The sequence below is a fragment of the Desulfotruncus arcticus DSM 17038 genome (assembly GCF_900113335.1).
Classification (GTDB): domain Bacteria; phylum Bacillota; class Desulfotomaculia; order Desulfotomaculales; family Desulfallaceae; genus Desulfotruncus; species Desulfotruncus arcticus.
This window is the reverse complement of record NZ_FOOX01000015.1, coordinates 59,246-79,921: the sequence shown is the minus strand read 5'-3', so window position 1 is coordinate 79,921 and position 20,676 is coordinate 59,246. Positions and strand designations below refer to the sequence as shown.

The 20,676-nt window shown below is 47.7% G+C and carries 13 protein-coding genes; 3 read left to right on the top strand and 10 right to left on the bottom strand.

The features are described 5' to 3' along the window. Positions 1-337 precede the first annotated feature (337 nt). From BM056_RS18280 to BM056_RS18250, 7 genes are all read right to left on the bottom strand, one after another. The gene (locus BM056_RS18280) at positions 338-814 is read right to left on the bottom strand and encodes a ribonuclease toxin HepT-like protein (RefSeq protein WP_092473123.1); all 477 of its coding nucleotides are present in this window, start codon (positions 812-814) and stop codon (positions 338-340) included. Further along, on the bottom strand, positions 811-1,176 hold the full coding sequence (locus BM056_RS18275; RefSeq protein ID WP_092473121.1) for a nucleotidyltransferase family protein: 366 nt from the start codon (positions 1,174-1,176) through the stop codon (positions 811-813). Before BM056_RS18275 ends, BM056_RS18280 begins: the two co-directional genes overlap by 4 nt. A gap of 214 nt (positions 1,177-1,390) precedes the next feature. Next, a complete protein-coding gene (locus BM056_RS18270; protein ID WP_092473118.1) occupies positions 1,391-3,106 on the bottom strand; it encodes a DHA2 family efflux MFS transporter permease subunit in 1,716 nt (571 codons plus the stop codon). Continuing rightward, entirely contained in the window at positions 3,096-3,755 is a 660-nt protein-coding gene (locus tag BM056_RS18265; protein WP_092473116.1) for an HlyD family secretion protein, read from the bottom strand. Before BM056_RS18265 ends, BM056_RS18270 begins: the two co-directional genes overlap by 11 nt. Positions 3,756-3,868: 113 nt before the next feature. Continuing rightward, a complete protein-coding gene (locus BM056_RS18260) occupies positions 3,869-7,003 on the bottom strand; it encodes an efflux RND transporter permease subunit (RefSeq protein WP_092473114.1) in 3,135 nt (1,044 codons plus the stop codon). 13 nt (positions 7,004-7,016) lie between these two features. After that, positions 7,017-8,168, bottom strand: coding sequence for an efflux RND transporter periplasmic adaptor subunit (locus BM056_RS18255; protein WP_092473112.1), 1,152 nt, complete (start codon positions 8,166-8,168; stop codon positions 7,017-7,019). 102 nt (positions 8,169-8,270) lie between these two features. Next, the gene (locus tag BM056_RS18250; protein ID WP_092473110.1) at positions 8,271-8,744 is read right to left on the bottom strand and encodes a MarR family winged helix-turn-helix transcriptional regulator; all 474 of its coding nucleotides are present in this window, start codon (positions 8,742-8,744) and stop codon (positions 8,271-8,273) included. A gap of 287 nt (positions 8,745-9,031) precedes the next feature. Here BM056_RS18250 and BM056_RS18245 point away from each other — a divergent pair, with 287 nt between their 5' ends. From BM056_RS18245 to BM056_RS18235, 3 genes are all read left to right on the top strand, one after another. After that, entirely contained in the window at positions 9,032-11,479 is a 2,448-nt protein-coding gene (locus BM056_RS18245) for an S-layer homology domain-containing protein (protein WP_165613600.1), read from the top strand. Positions 11,480-11,663: 184 nt separating this feature from the next. Then, positions 11,664-13,151: an S-layer homology domain-containing protein gene (locus BM056_RS18240; protein ID WP_165613599.1), complete on the top strand. Its 1,488-nt coding sequence runs from the start codon at positions 11,664-11,666 to the stop codon at positions 13,149-13,151. Positions 13,152-13,422: 271 nt separating this feature from the next. Further along, the gene (locus BM056_RS18235; protein ID WP_092473104.1) at positions 13,423-14,403 is read left to right on the top strand and encodes a stalk domain-containing protein; all 981 of its coding nucleotides are present in this window, start codon (positions 13,423-13,425) and stop codon (positions 14,401-14,403) included. Between the two features lie 118 nt (positions 14,404-14,521). On the opposite strand, the gene BM056_RS18230 is transcribed toward BM056_RS18235, so the two are convergent. The 3 genes from BM056_RS18230 to BM056_RS18220 form a co-directional block, all read right to left on the bottom strand. After that, the gene (locus BM056_RS18230) at positions 14,522-16,252 is read right to left on the bottom strand and encodes a stalk domain-containing protein (protein WP_238456537.1); all 1,731 of its coding nucleotides are present in this window, start codon (positions 16,250-16,252) and stop codon (positions 14,522-14,524) included. A 196-nt stretch (positions 16,253-16,448) separates the two neighbouring features. Continuing rightward, entirely contained in the window at positions 16,449-19,199 is a 2,751-nt protein-coding gene (locus tag BM056_RS18225; RefSeq protein ID WP_092473102.1) for a copper amine oxidase N-terminal domain-containing protein, read from the bottom strand. A gap of 257 nt (positions 19,200-19,456) precedes the next feature. Then, complete coding sequence (locus BM056_RS18220; RefSeq protein WP_092473100.1) at positions 19,457-20,551, bottom strand: TolC family protein; 1,095 nt, start codon at positions 20,549-20,551, stop codon at positions 19,457-19,459. Positions 20,552-20,676 lie beyond the last annotated feature (125 nt).

The following is a 20,676-nucleotide window of genomic DNA, read 5'->3' as shown; positions in this document are numbered from 1 at the left end:
CTGCTAAATTCACTTTTTGAGACTTTTATCCTATATACAACGCCCGTGCCGGGCATGTCAAGAGAGGGCGGTTAATGTGTTATTCCCTATAGACATTTTAAATTTCAACAAAATATCCTGATATCCTTCATTTAAGAGGGAAATTATGTTAGTTTATTTTAGGCAACTTTAAAATAACCTGGTGTTTATGGCATTCTTCAGTTATTAAGCCAGAATAATGAGGGAGGACAAACAAAAAAAACGCCCGCTCAACCAGTTGCAGGTGTTCTTGAATGTTTTCTTGAATAGCGATACTTATCGAATTTTAGGGTGCCTGATACAGGAGGTTTGTTTTTTACTATTCCGTAATTTGAGCAAGTACTTCCATAAATTTTTCCACACTGTCCTTTAATTGTTGCAACGTCGACTCCATATTGCTGGTTAGTCCTTCCATCTTACCCCATTCCAGCTCGTAACCATAAAGGTTGCGAAAACGATGCCTGAAGCTTAGATATTGCTGAATTTGCATTGCTAATTCAGGGCCAATAACAGCAGGTCTTTTAACCGGTATGTCCAGAGTCATTTGTTCCAGAAGTTCCCTGTGCCAACCCTCGCTTTTGGGCACCGTTTGGTCAATTTCCCGGGCAACATTAATAAATATTTTCTCAATTCCGGAGTAAAAGTCATGTAAGATGGAAGCGCAAGCCCTTACCCGCATGCTGTTAACCTTAAGTTCGCGCATCCTGGTTATTGTTTTCAGTTCTTCCACCAGTTTCTCCAGGTTAAAAAGTTCCTTGCGTACCCGAACCTCCAGCAAAATCAGATTGGGTGTCACAATTCCATTCCTTCTTTCTGGATGTATTCCCGCACTTCCGGGTCGATCCTTTCCAGTTCCACCAGGTCGAAGTCAAAGGGCGCGAGAATATCCATCACTTCGGAATACAGCTTCCAGAAATTTTCCCGGTTATTCAAGCCGGAAACGGCGATATCAATGTCTGAATGCTCCATAAATCTGTCTTCCCGCAGCAATGAGCCAAAGAGAATAACTTTACAGCCATAGTATTGTTTCAGGTGAGCAGCCGCCAGCCTGACCCGTTCCATGGCGTGCCTGTATCGCCTGATAAGCTGTTGTTCTTTTTGTTTTTTATGCTCCCGCCAACCGGTACGGTAGACGGCAAGCTGCCTGGGCGTCAGCATATTCGCGACACTTCCTTCTACAATGTTATTATGTTCATCTTAATGTAATCATTTAAGGTTTTTATGATAACATTTTACCATATTAATACAGAAACAAGAAGAAAAACTGCCTTTTGAGATACGAAATAAGAGCAGGCTGCTTTTTTAAAGTTCTAAAAAGCAGCCTGCTCTTATTTCGCACACATGTTTTATTTTACGAGCAGCATAAGCAGTGCTAAACCCCGCTCGGGGCCCCTCCCGGCGCGCCTTTGGGCGCATAACGTTTCATTTCGATTACCCGCTGCGCTTCCACGCGTTTTTTGGTGAGCAGGAATATCAGCGGTATGGCAAATAAAACAATTATCGTACTGACATAGAAAGTATCCCCGATAGCCACAGCCATGGATTGTTGTTGCAGGGTAAGAGACATTAAAGCAGCGGCGGTATGGTCCCCGCCGGAGATGCCGCCGGCAGCCAGTTGCACGCCGACACCGTGCAGCAGACCAGGTGCCACGGGGTGGTTAATGCCGATTACGTCACTCATGATTTGCATGTGATAAGTCTGTCTTTGCAGCATCACCCAGGTTAAGAAAGCAATGCCCAGCGATGCCGATATCTGGCGGAACAGGTTGTTCATCGCCGAAGCCCGGCCGGATAGAAACGGCGGTATGCTATTCATCCCGGAGGTGGTGATGGGCATCATCATCAAACCTATGCCTGCAGCCCTGATGATCAGCATCAACTTTAACCATTCAAGGGAGGTGTCTATATTAACCACACGCATCTCATAAGTAGTTATAATTAATATGATCATTCCGACAACGCATAATGGAAAAGCGCCTATCTTGTCAAATAACTTACCGCTGATGGGCATCATTATTCCGCTCATCGCCGCCATCGGCATTAAAAGCAAGCCCGTTTGCATTGGCGTCAACCCCATGAGGTTCTGGGCATATATGGGGATGAGGAATATAGCTGAAAAAAGGCCGATGGTCAATATTGACGTAGCCACGGTGCTTGCGGCGAAAACCGGGTTGCGGAACAGCTTAACATCCAGCATTGGCTGTGGCGTTTGCATCTCCCAGATGACAAACAGCAGCAGCAGGAAAAAGGAGCTGACAAATAATGTGACAATATACTGTGAAGTCCACCCCTTATCTTGTCCTTCGCTCAGCGCCAACAGCAGGAAGAAGCAGCCCAGTCCGCTGAATATGAAACCTGGCAGGTCAAATTTAAGATCTGCCACTATTGGGGTTTCCTCTAATATTAACCTGGCTAAAATGCTGACTATAACGCCAATGGGTATGTTGATGGTGAATATGGTATGCCAGGAGAAATTGTCAACCAAGTAGCCGCCCGCAGTCGGACCGATGGCCGGCGCCAGCATGGCGGTGATGCCCCAGACGCCCAGGGCCATACCCAGTTTATCCCGGGGTACGATGCGGAAAATAATGGCCATGCTGACCGGGATCATCATTCCGCCGCCTATTGCCTGCAATACCCGGAACGCCACCAGCGAGTTGTTGCTCCAGGCCATGGCGCATAGAGCCGAACCAATGGTAAAGGCAATCATTGATGCGATATACAACCGTTTGTAGCCAAACCTGTCGCCCAGGTAACCCGTCACCGGGATGACCACCCCGGATACCAGAAGGTAGGCGGTCATCACCCACTGGATGCTCTCCGCACCCACGCCAAAAATAGACATGAGTTTGGGCAGGGCCACGTTGACAATGCTGCTGTCCAGAATCGCCATAAACCCGCCCGCAATTAAAATAAACACGGAAGCCCAGGGGATGGGCGAACCCGGCGGCGGTGCGCCGGGTGGCCCACCAGGGGGGCCGCCAGGACCCATACCCGGTCTACCACCGGGAGGTCCTGCTGGTGGTCCGCCGGGCCCCATGCCCGGACTACCGTCCGGAGGGCCGCCAATTTTCCCCTTACTTGACATGGATTTTCACCACGGCGTTGGTGCCGTAAAGCACCCGGGAAAGATCAGAAGTATTATCGAATTTAATTCTTACCGGGATGCGCTGCACCACCTTGGTAAAGTTACCGCTGGAGTTGGACTGCGGCAGCAGGGAGAAGGTGGATAGAGTGGCTTCGCCGATAAAATCCACTTCTCCGGTATATTTTTTACCTGGCTGATTATCCAGGACGATATCCACCATCTGATCCATCTTTACTTTATATAAGTCGTTTTCCTCTATATTCGCCGTGATGTAAAGTTCACCGGGTTTAATTACCCATGCCACCGGCTGTCCTGCCGCGCCAATTTCCCCGACATGGGCCAATTTGGCGATTACCAGGCCGCTTACCGGCGACTTGACCAGGGTAAGGTCCGTGTTGCCTCCATTGGGTAAGGCGGTGTCATCCATCCTGGCAATAATTTGCCCGGCCTGCACAGCGTCACCTTCGTCGGCTTTTATTTCCAATATCTCTCCTGCTATTTGCGGGCTAACCTTATAGATGTCTCCATCCACCCTGGCATCTTCTGTGCTCACGAAATGGATGTTGTTATACCAGTAATACCCGGTAATGCCACAAAGCGCGGCTACCATCAATACCAGGACTATAATTATGGTTACTTTATTTTTCATAGGCTTCGCCCCTTTTTTTGTGTGGTGGGTCTGATTGCGGGGTCAGACCCCTTGCTATTCGGTTACGGGCGGACAGGGTCGTCCGCCCCTACATAAATCCCTTGATAATTGGTTTAGCTTACTGTGTCGGTCGGCACTTCCTTGGGCATTTTCTTATTGCGCCCTTTGTTTTTTCTCAATTTAAACTTCTTGCCCAGATCATCCAATATGGTATACACAACCGGCACCAGCAGCAAGGTTATCAGTGTTGAAAACAGCAGGCCGCCCACCACTACTGTGGCCATCGGAGCCTGGGATTCGGAACCTTCGCCGATGCCCATGGCCATAGGCAGCATGGCCAGTATCGCCGTCAGCGCGGTCATCAAAATAGGCCGCAAACGGGTGGGACCCGCTTTAAGAATGGCTTCATTGCGTTCCATGCCCCTGCCGCGCAAAACATTGACGTAGTCCACCAGCACAATGGCGTTTTTCACCACGATACCCGCCAGCAAAATAACTCCGATAAAAGCCGGTACACTGAAAGACCTGCCGGTAAACAGTAGGCTAAAGATTACACCGATAACGGTAACCGGAACGGAGAACATGATGATAAAGGGATATAGCAGTGATTCAAACTGCGCCACCATCACCAGGTAAACCAGAATGACAGCCAGTATCAACGCCAGTCCCAGGTTGCCGAACGCTTCCATCATTTCCTCGTTCTGGCCGCCGTATTCAAAGGAGTATCCGGGCGGCAGAGGCAGCTTATCCAGTCTGGCGCGGATGTCTTTGGTTACGGTGTTCAGGTCGCGACCGCTGAGGTCCCCGGTAATGGAAACATACCTGGACTGATCCTGCCTGTTAATGGTGCTCGGTCCCTCCTGCTCCACAAGATCGGCCACCGTGCCGAGGGGTACGGTCTGGCCGGTCTGCGACATAACCGTAAGGTTTTTCAGGTCGGCCAGGCGGGCCGAGGCGGCATTGGCCAACTGCACCCGGATATCGAACTCGTCTTCTCCGGTGCGGTACTGGGTGGCCACCGAGCCATCAATGGCGGTGCGCAATGTAGAGGCCACTTCCGCGCCTCCAAGCCCGTACTGCGCGGCCTTATCACGGTTAACCCGCACACTGATCTCCGGCAAACCTTCCGCCAAACTGGTTGTAACCTGTGTGGTGCCGGGCACCTGCCTGACTATTTCCGCAGTCTCGTCGGACAGTCGCTTTAACGTATCAAGGTCGTCACCTTTAATATCGATTTGTATGGCCGAGCCCGTGCCCTGGCCTTCGGAAGCCGGGCCGGTGGCGGAAACAGTAATATCCGCGCCGGGCATACCCTTAACCAAACCCCTGATTTCCTCGGCCACAGCTTCGGAGGATCTGTTGCGTTCGCCTTTCTCGGACAGCTCAAAATATACCTGTCCACGGTCGCTGCTTGATTCGCCGCCCATGCTCTCGCTGCCGGTAAAGCCCACGTTGGAGTATATATTTCTAACTTCCGGTATTTTTTCAGCCAATTTTTCAACCGCGGTTATGTAGCGGTCGGTTTCATCCAAATTGGTGCCGTTGGGCAAATCCACCTGGACTTTGACGTATCCTTCATCCATGGTCGGCATGAACTCGGCGCCTACCAGTGGGAAAGAAGCCATACTGGCGATAAAGAGCGCCACCACGCCGATAATCACCCAGCGCCTGTGCCCGAGGGACCACTGCAGCATTTTCCGATAACGGGCATACAAACGGTCGAGCCACTTTTCAGAAATTCCGTAAATCCTCCCCGCTAGCGTGGTCTCTTTGGGCTCCGACAGTTTCAAGAATCTGGATGACAGCAGCGGCACCAGGGTCAGGGCCACCGCCAGCGAAGCGCCCACGGAAAACGAGACGGTAAGCGCCATAGGCTTAAACAACTGGGAAGCCAGCCCTTCCACGAATACGATAGGCAAAAACACTGCGATGGTGGTCAGCGTTGATGCGATAACCGGGCTGGCCACCTCGGCGGTGCCTAATTTAGCCGCGTCCACCAGAGAATAGCCCTGCTGCCTGTGACGGTAGATGTTTTCCAAAACCACAATGGCGTCGTCCACAATCAGACCCACGCCCATGGCCAGACCACCCAGACTAATCACATTCAGTGTCATATGGTTGAAATAAAGCAGTACAAAAGTAAATATAATGGATATGGGAATTGACGTTGATATAATCAGTGTGCTCCGCAGATTGCGCAGGAACACCAGCATTACCAGCATAGCCAGGATGCCGCCAACAAAGATTTTTTCCACCACGCTGTTAATTGCCTGTTCGATGAATTCAGATTGATCCAACAGTACTTTAACTTCAAAATCACCCGGCAAGTCCGGCTGCATCGCCGCAATGGCCTTTTTAATGTCTCTGGCCACCTGCACGGTGTTGGCCACGCTCTGCTTGTTGATCATGATGGTCAGGCCGGGCTGGCCGTTCACCCGGCTGATGCGGGTGGCTTCCTTGGTGCCGTCTTTTACTTCCGCCAGGTCCGAAAGGTGAACCTGAACCCCCGTGGACGACGTTAACACCAGGTTCCTGATTTCATCCAGATCTTCGAACTCTCCGGTGGCCCGGACCAGCAGGTCTTTTTTGCCTTCTTCCACCTGGCCGCCGGAGACGTTCGCGTTTTCTGTTTGCAGTGCCTGCACGATTTGATTGATGCTAAACCCGTACCCCTGCAGGCGGGCTTGATCCACCAGCACCTGGATTTCCCGCTGGGACCCGCCCTGGACATCAACGGCGGCCACGCCGGGAACCCGTTCCAATCTGGGTTGAATATAATTATCCGTAACCTGTTTAACTTTTACCGGATCACGCCCGGATACCGACATTTGCATGATCGGCAGCATATTGGGGTCCATTTTAAAAACCGTCGGGCTGCCGGCGTCATCCGGCAGCATGGGTTTAATTAAATCGACCTTTTCCCTCATCTGCAGAGAAGCGAAGTTCATGTCGGTACCCCAGTTGAACATGACAATTACCAGTGAAGAACCGGTAGAACTAACCGACTGGATTGAATCCAGGTCGCTGACGGTGCCCAAAACCGATTCCATCGGGCGGGTGATCAGGTTTTCAACTTCCTCGGGTCCGGCTCCTTCGTAGTCGGTCATAACTATCGCCACGGGCAGATTCATTTCAGGATAAAGGTCGATATTAAGGCGGCTTAAAGAGACGCCGCCCAGAATCATAACAACGGCAACGAGCACTGCAATAAACAACGGCCTCTTAATCGAGAATTCGGTAATTTTCATTTGCTCGCTTCACCTATTTCTTTACTTCTACTTCAGCATTGTCTTGCAGGGAATCCTGGCCGGAAATAACCACCTGCTCGCCTTCTTTGAGCCCGTCCTTTATTTCTATACTCTTGCCGTCGCTGGAGCCGACCGTAACAGGGCGGCTGGCGGCTTTGTTGTCATTGATGACCCAGACATTATCCCTGCCGTCTATTTTTACCACAGCCTCCCTGGGCACAACCAGGGTTTTCTGCTTTTCACCGGTCAATTGTACTTCGGCAAACATGCCGGGCTTTAGCTTTAAATCAGAATTATTGATTTGCACTTTAATGGGATAAGCCTTGCTTGCCGGGTCAGCCGCCAGAGCTATGTTGCTGATAACCCCGGTGATGGGGTCGGCGGAAACCGCGCTGACCAGCACCGGAACCTTTTGCCCCTGTTTAATTGTGTTAATCTGGTTTTCAGTAACGGTTGATTTTACCACAACCTTGGATAAGTTAACCAACGAAACTACCGGACTAGCTGATGGACTGGCCAGTTCGCCGGGATCAACGTTTACAGCGGTAACCACCCCGTTGATGGGTGACTTAATAAAGCAGTTGTCATACTGCTGCTGAGCACTGGCTAAAGCAGCCCTGGCAGCAGCCAGCGCCGCAGGCTTTGTTTGCTCTAAATCAACCTTGGCCTGCTTGTAAGGTATCTCATAAGTGGTTTCAAAACCTGTCTGGCCGGCCTGCGCTATTACGTCGGAATCATATAATTCTTTGCCGCGCTCGTAATTGGCTTTGGCCTGCTCGTAATTTATTTTGGCAACTTCCAGGGCGGCTTCATTTTGGGCCACCCCTCCTTCCGCCTGACGAACGGCGGCAGCCTGGGTTTCGTTCTCCAGAGTAACAAGCACCTGTCCCTTGCTCACCTTGTCACCCAGCGACACATTAACGGAATAAACTTTACCACCTTGTCCACCGGCAACAACATCCGATGATTCCAAGGCCTCAAGCTTGCCGGAAACAACAGTTGTATCCGCCAGCATACCTTTTGCCGCAGCCGCTGTTTGAACGGGAATAACCGTTTTTTCTCCATCTGCGGTTTGGTTATCTTTGCCGCCACAACCGGTAAGTGCTGATAAGATAATTAACCAGAAAGCTAATACAATAAAGACCTTGCGATTAATAATCGCCAACCCCCTTTAGCGCGTGTATCTTTTAATTTTCGCAACTATCCAGCACTATTCTCCAGGCGGGGAGACAGGATCGTCCGCGCCTACGGCCTCCGGCTGAATATGCTATTTTGTAACTTTCCTGGAATCTTCCTGACGCATAAGATCAATTATCTTCTCGTAAGCGTTAATCATATGTAACAGGTCTTCTTCAGCCAACTGTCCAAGATAGCGCTGGATGGTCCTGCGCCTTGCTTCCAGGCATTCATGGACCACTTCCCGGCCCTCTTCCGTCAGCTCAAGCCACACAACCCGGCGGTCCTCTTCAGAGCGGTGGCGCACCACCAGCCCGGCCCGGCACAGCCTGTCCACCAAAGCTGTAATGGCGCTTAGAGACACATACAGATCCTCAGCCACTTTGGAAACAGTAACCCGCCCGTGGTCGTTAACGATCTTCATCATTACGAATTGATTGCGGGTTACCCCCCTTTCAAATGCGCCGGTCAGTTCCTGGTGCATCCTGCGCAAAAAGTGCTGCACCATTTCATCCAACCGGTCAAAGTAGCGGTTAATCAATTCTTGTTTTGATTCTTGTTGCACTTCCGTTTCATTCTCCCTCCCCCCCCCTTGTTACGTCAAAATGGTGTTCTACAATTATTATTTGCAGAATTAATAGTTCACTAGGTTAAGTTTATTCTTTCTATTATAAGTTGTCAATTGGCTGACTTGTTAACTTTTTGGATGTCATCAAGAAGGTCTGTTTTTTATTATTCAAGTAAAAAACGAGGTCTTTAATCTCGTTTAATGGCAGGATTTGGGCCTCTTGTGTCGAATTATAAAAATAATATTTTTTTGGCGGGGGTGTACATGTTTTCATGAATTATAACTTGATAAAACGGACGCTAATGTTCTTGGCGGCGTGTTTGATGTGTTTTTCCATCAGCAGCGCTGCCTGGGCCGCTTTCTCCGATGTGCCTGAAAGCCACTGGGCAGCCGGAACAATCGATAAAATGAGCGAATTGGGCGTGGTCGGCGGTTATACGGACGGGACTTTTAAACCCGGCAAAACAGTCAACCAGGCGGAAGCAGTGTGCATGGCGGTGCGGGCCATGAACCTGCAGAGCGACGCCAACACCGCACAGACCCAGCTTACTTTCACCGTTCCCGAGGGGATGGAATCCGATATCAGGCTGGCGCTGCAGCACGGGCTGGTGAAGAGCGACGAGTTCAGCGTTAATTCCGGTGCGTCCAGGGCCTGGGTGGCCAGACTGCTGGTGCGGGTAATCGGCAAAGAAAGCGAAGCGGAAGAAAAGCTGTTATTGCCCAACTATACCGATGCTTATAAAATTCCCGACTGGGCCGTTTATTACGTCAGAGTGGCCCAGGACTACGACCTGATTGCGGGTTACGACGACCATTCCTTCCGGCCTGATAATAATGTCAGCAGGGCTGAAATGGTGAGCTTTTTAGCCCGCGCTATGAATATGATGCCAAATACTGTAACGACACCGGACCCTGTAACCACACCGAATCCCATAACCACCCCGGCACCATCACAATCAACGGGAAACCTGATTGGTGGCTCGGTTGTAAATGGTACAATCGTCAAAGTTTACCCGGAGGAAAATGCATTGGTCCTGCTTGATGGCTGGCAGAATATAAATACCTATTACCTGCCTGACAACACGTCGATTTCCGTTATCGGTTCAAATTCTTCGGGCCTCGGCGTGCTGCAGCCAGGAGACAATGTGCAGGTAACCCTTGACACCGCAGGTTATGTATCCAAAATCAATGTCCTGTCACGCGGCACGGCAGCCGGCAACGAGGGAGTTGTTTACGATCTGGACTTCGATACCGGTTTGCTGACTCTTCAAATGAGTAATAACCAGTTAAAGCCGTACCTGATTGATGATAATGTAAGCGTGCGGGTGGACGGGGTCCGGTTCCCCACACTGCAGGATATCCGGGACGGCGACAGGGTAAAAGTAACAATTGACGGCGACAGGGTTACTGAAATTGAACTGCTGAAGGAAGCTGCAAGTTTAAATGTTTCAGGCGAGGTGATCATTATTGACACCAGCAAGAATATTATCAACCTGAATGTCCATGGCAGCCTGCAAATTTACCGGTTGTCGTCCAACGTCGATGTTAACATATCCGGTATATCAGCCGGCGCGTTTTTATCGGATATTAAAGAGGGTGACACAGTAACCGCGGAGATTGAAGACGGTTATGTTGTTGCGCTTAATGTAACCGGCAGGGAAGCGCAAGACGAGTTAAGAGGTACCGTGATGGCCGTTGACAGTACTAACGACATAATAACCTTGAAAGACCGCCTAAATAATATCAAGGTATATGATATTTTGGCTAATGCCAGGATTATCGTTAACAGCGACGATGATGCGGACATCAGTGATATCAAACAGGATATGGAAGTTAAATTCCGGCTGCTGGACGGCGATATAATTTATATTAATACCGACAACGCCAGCGAAGGCATAATCACCAACCTGGATAAAGATGGTATGATTATGGATTTCCAACACATCAACGGGGACAAAAAGACTTACTTTATTCAGAAAAACGTTGATATCAACAGCAAAGACAAACGCAGTGATTTAGAAGATATCCGGCGTGGTGACTACGCTAAAATTATGCTTGATGACGACGAGGTTGACGAAATCAACCTTCAGTCAAAGTATATTTACCAGGTGGAAAATGTCAGAAAGTCTTACAGCAGGCTGGAAGCCGTTGATCTAAACGGCAACAGCGAGCGGTTATATGTCGAAAACGGTGTGGACCTGGTGGTGCCGGGAATAACTTATCCTAATTTAAATGACGTGAATGAAGGCGATCTGGTGCAGGCCACTTATTACGGCACCGATCTGGACCAGGTGGAAGTCCTGAGCCCGGCAAGAGGCATAATTACCGCTGTCGATCCAACCGGCAGTATTTTCTCCATTAATTTGTTCAACGGCGGAACCAGAACTATATCTTTTAGATCCGGTGACCGGATAGAAATAGGAACTAAAGTTTACGGCAACATTTCTTACTTAAAAGTAGGCGACAGAGTGGAAGTACTGGAAAATGCCAGCAGCGGAACAGTGATCAGAACTGCCGAAGAAGTTGCCGGTACACTAGCTGAAGATTGCAGCAGCGGCGACAGTCACATTTATATTGACAAAGGATACAACTGGAAGAGATATGATTTAAATAATCATTTATACATTCATACCAATAGCGGAAGTACTTATTCTTTGGGCAATCTAAGGAAGGGTATGGATATTAAAGCTTACATGTTTTGGGATGAAATCTATGAACTGGTTGTTCAATAGCAAGAAGCTTTAATTTAGGAAGCTTTGTAAAATGCAGTAGCTAAAAGGCTTAACTGGCTGTAAATTCCAGCTGGTTAAGCCTTTTTTATAAAATTGTTGTTTTTTATTGGTTATAAGGAAGGAAAGGGTGAAAACACTATCCAAATATATCTATTACAAGTGTTACAGAATGGGAGCGATGACAGTGACCTCAAAAAAAATCATATTAATCCCGGCTTTACTGATATTTTTTTTCTGTTCCGCTATTACACCGGCTCTGGCCCTGGATATTTACTGGAAACCCGCCAACGATGAAAACGCCACCTATTCACAGCGTCCTTATGCCAACACCAACAGGGTGGATATCCAGGTGAACGTGAAAAAGGCCAAAACAGTTGAAGTTAACAACGAGGAGGCCATACAAATAGGGTCAACCGATTCCGAACTATGGCTGTTTCGCGACTACCTGCTCAAGCCGGGTGAAAATACAATTAAGGTCAAGGTGGAGAAACGCAGCAGCAGTAAAAAGGATAAAGATTCCGATACCGAAACTGATGATTTAACCATCACGGTAATGGAAACCCCTGCATCCGGCTCTTTCCGTTATTTTGAATCACCCGGTTCCAAGTTAACCGCTTTTGACAAATCAATAGGCTTAAAACTGCCCAAAGATACCGCAGTTATCGATAGTCAGGGCAGGGCGGCCTTTGACCAAAGTGTATCTATCCAAATCAACACCCCCCCAACTAACCTGGCACCATACTATTTGCCGTTAAGCCCGCTGTATTCGATTCATTCTGCGTCGTCTGCTTATTACCTGTCCAACGCCGGTGAACTGACTCTAAAGTATGACACATCCACCGGCAATGCCGACACCGATATGATTACCGTACTATATGCACCGCCTAATTACCAGACTTCCCTGTTGCAATTAAAAATGATGCAGAAGATTAACAGTTATAATCATACTGCCGATAGTGTTACTGTGCCTTTTAACAAATTCGGCTTCGGGCACTACCTGGTTGCACGGGTGATTTCCGACTTCAATGATTTTTCATTGAATAAAACAGGCGGATTGGACCTGTCATGGGCCAGGCCATATGTTATGGCCTTATGGACCAAAGGAGTCATGAATCCACTTGAAAAATATCCGGACGGTTCTTATGTACCCGATAATTATTTTGGATTGACCGATAAATCAGGTAAAAAAGAACTGCCGGTGACCAGAATTGAATTTATCAGCATGCTGGGCAGAGGTTTAAGGCTGCCGTTTTCCGCCTCTGTCGCGCAAACCCACATCTTTAGCGATATGCAAGACCTGGGGGTCTCTGATGTGCAGTATTTGGAGGCGGCTCTAAAAGAGGGATGGATTCCCAATAGCCTTACAATCAACGAAAAGCTGTATTTCCACCCTAATGACCCTTTAACCAGGGAAGACGCCTGCGCGTTTATGGCGCGCGCAGCCGGGTTTAGCCTGGTCAGCCAGGACCAGGCCACCCAAACACTAAAAGCATATTACCCCAGTGATTACAATTCAGCTGATAATTGGAACAGGCCGCACCTTCTGGCATGCATACAAAACGGCCTGATCACCACAACGAATAAAGGATACCTGGAACCTAACAAACAAATCACCCGGGCCGAAGCTGCACAGATGATTTATTCCTTAATGCAGAAAAATGGTTATTTATAGTGAAAATTGATCAAATTTCTTGATTTTATCTTTAATTAAATTTATATTTATATATAACTTGTCAATTAAATAATATCTTCTGAGAAAGGAGGCAAGTACCGGAACCAGAATTTTTCTAAAATTTACTTATTTCACTAGGACATCCCGCTATCTTTAGCCAACTCTTTTAGTGAACACAATTCATTTGATTTAAAATGGAAAGGAGGGACTTTTCGGCTCCATATTCCAGAACAATAATTGTATCTATGCTAATTTTAAGGAGGTTGAAAAATTGAGTAAAAAGTATTTGCTTATTGTTGTTTCTCTGCTGTTTGTTCTTGCCATTGCCGTTGTGCCGGCACAGGCCGCCGCCCCGTCCATCATGTTAAACGGCCAGACACTCCAAACCGATACCCCGCCCATGATCGAAAACGGCAGCACCATGGTGCCGATGCGTGCTATCTTCGAAGCACTGGGAGCCCAGGTAGCATGGGATGCCACCACCAAGACAATTTCAGCCGTCAAGGGTGATACCACTCTTGAACTGGTCATCGGCGGAGATGTCAAGGTTAACGGTCAAAAATTAGATGTTGACGCCCAAGCCACGATTCTAAACGGCAGCACCATGGTTCCCCTGCGTTTTGTAAGTGAATCCATGGGGGCTAAGGTTGACTGGAACCCGGATACCCAGATTATAACCATTACCACCGCCACTGATACAACAACACCGGAAGATCCAACTGTGGAAGAAGACGGCACTGTCACTGATGATACGGATGCTACCGATGATGCAGATGCCACCGATGACACTGACGCAACTGATGATACAGATGCCACCGATGACACCGACGCAACTGATGATACAGATGCCACCGATGACACCGACGCAACTGATGATACCAATGCCACCGACGAGGCAGCAAGCCAAACCGATGCCGACAAAACTCCCTTTGCATTGTACCTGGACGACTTAAAGACCAGATTCCTGCCTGAAAAAGCGGAAGGCGTCTCCACTACCTATCAATTCGTTATTACCGACGGCAACCCGGGAAGCTATTATGTAATTATTAAAGATGGCGAGTGCACCGTGGGTGAAGGAACTGCCGACAGCCCCACCGTCACCATTACGGTAGGTGAACAGCTTTGGCTGGACATAGCATCCGGGAAGGAAGACGGAACACTTGCTTACTTCAACAAAAAGTTTGAAGTTGATGGCGACCCGACACTTATTCAGAAGCTGCAAACATACTTTGAGCCTGAATCCGCGGAATAACCCATTAACCCAAAGAAAATCTTGACGGTACAACATATCTGCTTTTATAATCGGACTTTAAAAATGGACAGGCACCTTTTTCAAAATACGAAACAGGTGCCTGTTACTTTTGGGCCTATTATTTTTCGCTGTTGTTATCCTCAATGGGCTCAATGGGAATAAAAATTAAATTGACAGGCAGGTATGACCCGGCCGGCGGGATAAACTCCAACACTTTTGCTTTCCCCGGCTCAATCACACCAATCAAAGCAAACTCCGTCTGAGGCCTCAGCGCCCCCTTGTTGGGCAGGTTGAAAGCTTTTCCGTCCCATTTGGCGGCACCCGCAAACACGCCGCCCCGGGGAGAGAATACCACTCCCACCGGCTGCTTGGTTTTGACGCTGATATGATAAACCACCCCATAGTTGCCGCTGTTTTTACTAAAAAGGCCGTTGTCAGTTCCCCCTAAAAAGCCGTCATCCTCGCCATCGGCTATAACCAACCTCTCGGGCTCTGTGCCTTCAATTTGCACAGAAATGTCACGATTGGCCATTTTAAAAGTGCCGCGGATATGGTTGTCGTTCCCCACTTGAGCGGGTAAGTGGTCAAGATCGGTAAAAGTTAAAGGATTTTCACCACCAACAGCCACTACGGCATAAAGCAAATCATCATTTGATTCTACGTTAAACATCCCATGGATTGCCTCACCCGGCTTGCAGATATTATTCACTTCTTCATTCAACACCGCTATTTCCCCCGGTTGAAGTTCCCAAAAACGCACGTTTCGGGGATCAAAAGCCAGCAAGCGATAGGCAGCCGCGCGGCCAACACCCATGGGATCGCCCGGCCCGGCGGCACCCCACCTTTTAAGTGTCAGCTTTACCGGTTCTAAGCCCTGGTTAACAGCCAGCAGGTAAACCTTTTTTCTTTCATTTGAACCGTTAATATGGTGGTAATACAGCCGGTTTTCCCCGCTTAACGTGTCACTGTATAAAATACCGTCAGACCTCACCACTTCCGGGCTATTGCTGATCATCACATGGTCCTGGGTCATACTGACGGCCGGTTCAATTTGTTTCATGTCCAGCACTGAAATATCTATGTTGCCAAGAGGCTCTCCCGCTATGGGATGGTGAAAATTATAAGCCAGTCTGTCCATTTTGACTTCGTCGGTTACCTTAATTACCTTTGTGTACGGAGTACTCCACGCCCCCCGGCTGTCCTTAACCGCCAGGGTTACCTCGTACTCCCCGGCGGCAAAAAACGCCCTTTCATTACCCGTCCATTTTTTCTCCACGATCTGGTCACCATCGGGATCATAACTATTGTCTTCATAGATCACCGTTTCTCCCTGGGCTACAGTGTCCTCACTAAAGTTAAAGCTGGCCACGGGTGGTTTGTTGGGGGGAGGCAGTTGTTTGATTTTTATTTCCTTGGTTGCGGGTACGAAATCAACCTTGTAATTCATGCTTTCCGCCAGGAAGCGCATGGGCACCAGAGTGGTGTCGTTTTCAACCAACGTTTTCCCGGTAATAGCCCGGGATTTGCCGTTTATCACAGCCTTATCACTGCCCGGCTCCAGGCAAATGGTATTATCCTCTTGTTTAATAGTAATCTCATTTGTCCCGGTATCCCAGTTTATCTGTGCGCCGAAAATTTCAGCAATAAAGCGCAGCGGAATCATGGTTATACCATCAATGGTGCGAGGAACAGCCCCCATTTTATGTGCGGCCCCGTCTACCAGGGCATTTGTATCGTTTAACTTTAGCGTTACGGTGTCAGCCTTGTAGTTTTCAGCAGCAACGGCGGGTAATGCGGCAGAAATACAAAGCAGCATAAAAATAACCAGGCAAATAGTTTTCCTCAACATATATAGTGCCTCCCCCAAAATTAATTACTGTATTTAGACGCAAAAAATAACTATTTTGTTTCTTTTTATAAAAAAAAGTTATAAAAGTACAAAAAAACCGGACATCAAGCAATGCCCGGTTTTTTTGCACTTTTCAATTGATAAAAATAAGCCCGGGCGCCTAAAACCCGGGCTTATTTGATGTTCAATCAGATAATTACTTAACAGTCAGGGCAGCTGTCTTGGTGTCGTTGTCCCAGGCAGTAACAGCATTCAAGGCAACTCCGGCTGCGGACAGGGATACAAAGGTCCGGCCGTCTTTAATTTCAGCACCCTTATCTGTTGGCAGAGCGGTACCGTTCAACTTTACCTGCGGATCACCTACAGTGATCTGTACGACGCGTTCACCTTTAACAAAGGTAGCGCTCTTGGTGGCATTATCCCAGAAGATGTTCTGCGGTTCTACACCCAGCGCAGTAGCGGCGTCACGCAGCTGGACCATGATCCGTCCGTCGGAGATGTAGCTGCCGTTGTCACCAAGGGTAATGGTGGTGGTCAGCTTCTGCTCCGCCGGGGCCGGTGTGCCCACGTAAGCGTTTACTATTACAGCAGCATCTTCTTGCTGCGGAAAGACCAAACCTTCATCGTCGCCGTCTTCGTCGATGTCACGGGCATCCCATTCGTCGGTGGGAATTTCGTCTTTAACCGCATCTGCGTCATTTACTTCGTTAATGGCAGAGCCTTTAACGGATACTTTGATGTCGCCTTCAGCAACGGTGCGGTCCAAGGAGTACTGGATACCGCTGATAACGATGGTGCCGGCTTCGATGCTGTCATCATTGATGCCGATTACCAGCAGATTGTCTTCATCGCTGTCGTCGTCTTTAACGCTTACATCGTCGATTTCCAGGTCGCCTTCGGTCACTTTAACTTCAGGTTCGCCTGCAAACTGTACGCCCCTCGGCAGGTCGATTACCAGGTCCTCACCGGCTTTAATCAGACCGGCGTCGGCTTCAGTGATGGTAATGTCACCAACATCCTGGGCGTCGCGGCCGATGATTAAACCGTCTACTTTTTCTGCAGCTACTTTAACCGCGGGAACTACCTTGGCCAGGGTGATTTCATCCGCGTCAACGGCCAGTGTACCGCCCACTTCAGCTACCAGGTCGCCTTCAAAGCCGGGCTCAACCATTACTTCTATGTCGCCCAGGGTCAGTTCGCCGGCATCGTTTGTGGATACGCCGTTAACGCTCCACTTGGCTGTACGGCCGTCGTCGCCGACCAAGCCTACATATTCCAAGCTGGCTTTGTTGTCATCATCACTGTCCATGTCGGCATCCTGACCCCACTTGGCCCCGTTGGGCAGAGTCAGGAGCAGGGAACGGCCATCAACCATGCTGCCTGCTACGGATTCATTAACCTTGATATCGGCAATGATTTGCTCAAGCTGACCGGCGTAAATGGTAGGCACGTCACCGGTTTCCATCTTGACATCATAGTTACCGTAGTGGCCAACCACAATTTCACTTTGCGGGCAGGTGGTTTCGCCATCAACCTTGGCGATGACATCACCGGTTTTGGCATCGGTTTCGTCCTCTACCTTAATACCTACTCTGATTTCGAAACATGATTCTTCGCTTGTTCCAGCAAAGCTATTTGTGTCAATAATTAACTCATCGCCATCAACATAGAGTTCAGCACCATTTTCAAATGGGTTGTCACCCCAGATCGATTCAACGCCATATGTCGTAGGTGTAGCTTTGATATCAGAATAGTCAATATCGTCTACTGCATCGTATGCATCTTCTAAAGCTGTTTTTGCCCTGTCGCCGCTTAAGGTACCCAAGCCACCAGCTGCAGTATACTCATTGTTAATTTCGGTTAAAGCATTTGATTTAGCAGTATTAAATGCAGCTTCATCAGCAGCTTTCTTAATATTAGTGAATATGCTGTTATCCACTACATCACCTATCAAATCCTCCGCATCGGCTACATAGCCTTCTGCTTCAGACAAGGGACTCTCTACGGCCTTGGCGGATACATTGGCCCACTCAAAACCGTCCGGCAGGACCAGTTTAATGGACTCGTCTTCGCCGTCAGCCAGGGCACCGGCCCGGTCTTCTTTAAATCTGATGACCACCGGGTCGTCTGTACTGGTGTCGTCACCAAAGTTGGGCGCATCCATTACTTCGATATCCACTTCGCCACCAGACACGCGGCCGATAGGTACTTCCCCCGAAGCAATACTACTTCCTGAAGGAGCATCAATGGTTGCCAATATAGTACCGTCAAATCCTTCATCAACATATATAGCTCCATTGTGTACATACATGTAAGTTGAACAACCGGGATCAGGACCGTCCAATCCGTCATTCAGCGGAGTACCAGCAGGAGTCAGATCATGCGTTTCTATTTTTATTTCATTGTCGCCTAATTTTTCGACAGTAATTCCTGTGTTTAGGTGATAGTGCCCATCCGGCCATAAAGAAAAAACACTGTTTTTCTCACCTGAAACTTTAACCGGCCATTCAAAATAGTTCGTATCTTTATTACCCAGTTTCACAGACTTATCCACCGGAATCATTGCTACCGGTATTTGTGTACCATGGTAATCAACCTGTCCCGCATATACTGCGCCAACCACTCCAAGTTCGACTCCATCAACTGTTAAAGTATTCCAGTCATCTTCGCTCATTACATTGGCAGTGTCATTAATGTCTGCATCTACATCATCTGTATTCATATATTTAAAGTCTTCCGGTAAACGCAATATAGCACTATCATCTGGCTGTACCTTTCCAGGCGACTCTGTTGAAAACACCGTCCCCAGTTTTTGCACTTTATCATCATCAACCACCGGTATGTCCAATACTTCAACATCACTGGCAAAGGCCCCAAGGGGGGCAATTATGTTTAACAAAAATATTAGTGCAACAGCCAAACAGATTTTTTTATTTCTAACTTTCACCCCAAAACCTCCTTCTATGATAGAAAACTATTCCGAAAAATCGCAACTTTTTTGAGTGAGCAGTCATTCATATGTACCAACCCTCTTTCGCTCCGTCAATATCACCCACCCCCTCTGCAACTTTTTTTTGAAGATTTATTTTATTTTCAATATTAAATTTTAGATTCCTGCCACAAAAATTAATTTTCAAAATTTTTTTTACAATAAAAAAAGAGCGTAAGCTACGCTCAAAATCAAAACTAATTATCTCTGTGTTTTTATGCTTTTTCGTTGGGCAAAATGCTCCGTCCGATAAAATTGCGGTAATTGGCCACTGCCACCGCATGATTATACTTTAATTCAACAAGACTCTTTTCAGCATTCGCAAGGTTTTTTTCAGCAGTTAAAACATCACCTTTGCTGGCCATACCAACTTCGAATTCCACGTTTTTCACCCGCAATGCTTCTTTAGCCGATTGAATACCTTGTTCTACAGCCTTTATTGATTCCTGCATAGTGTTGATATCATGATATAAAAGATGCACTTGTTTGCGTAATTCGTCTTTAGCTTGTGTCATATTCATTTCTGCAATATCAATGTCGTGTTTTTCTACCTTGTAATCATTATTTACCATCAAAAGGTCTTTTCTCTCAAGGGTAATTTTCTGCAGAGCCTGCCATATATCAATGCTATTATTTACAGCTCTTTCAGCATCGAAATCTACATCATCAACTTCCATGGGTTCATAGGGAATGGAATCGGTCAACTCCGGCCGATCTTCCGGGTTTAAACCCAAATACTTGTTCAATTCCACATATGCTTTGTCTATTTCATCTTTAACACTTGCCAGATCTGATTGCGCCTGCTGCAGTTCGGCATCCACTCCGACCATGCTGGTAGTAGCCATTACCCCTACACCTAACTGAACACGGGCGGTATTTTTTTTCCATTCCATTTCTTCCATTGTTTTCTGTAAAGCTTTAGTCTTTTCTTCAAGAGATCTAATTTCCATATACTTGCCATACACATTAAGTGTAAGTTCATCAGTTTGGTTCTCTATTTCTTTACGCTGCATATTGTAACTCAAATCGGCCTGCAGTAAGCTGGAGTATGCCGCTTCAATTTCCGGCGAAGCGCCACCGTCAGGTGTAAAATTTTTAACATCCTTGACTGCGCTTTCCCTTTTGTCCTTTGCTTGTTCGGTCACTTCCTTTTGAATCTTAATTCCCGTATTGTTTTTCGCAGCCATGTCAATGGCTTCTTTTAACGATAATTTCATTGAAGTATCAGGCTGTTCCGCTGCCAAAGCATTGGAAAAGCAAAACCCCATTAAAACCACAACAAAAGCTGCCAAAAACATTATTTTCCGCACATCCACACCTCCATCCTTTGTTAATTAACTTAATAGTTTACTAGGTTAACTTTACTTGGTTTTTATATGCTTGTCAATATGTTGGCGATAAAAATAAGCCCGGGCCCGAAGACCCAGGCTTATTT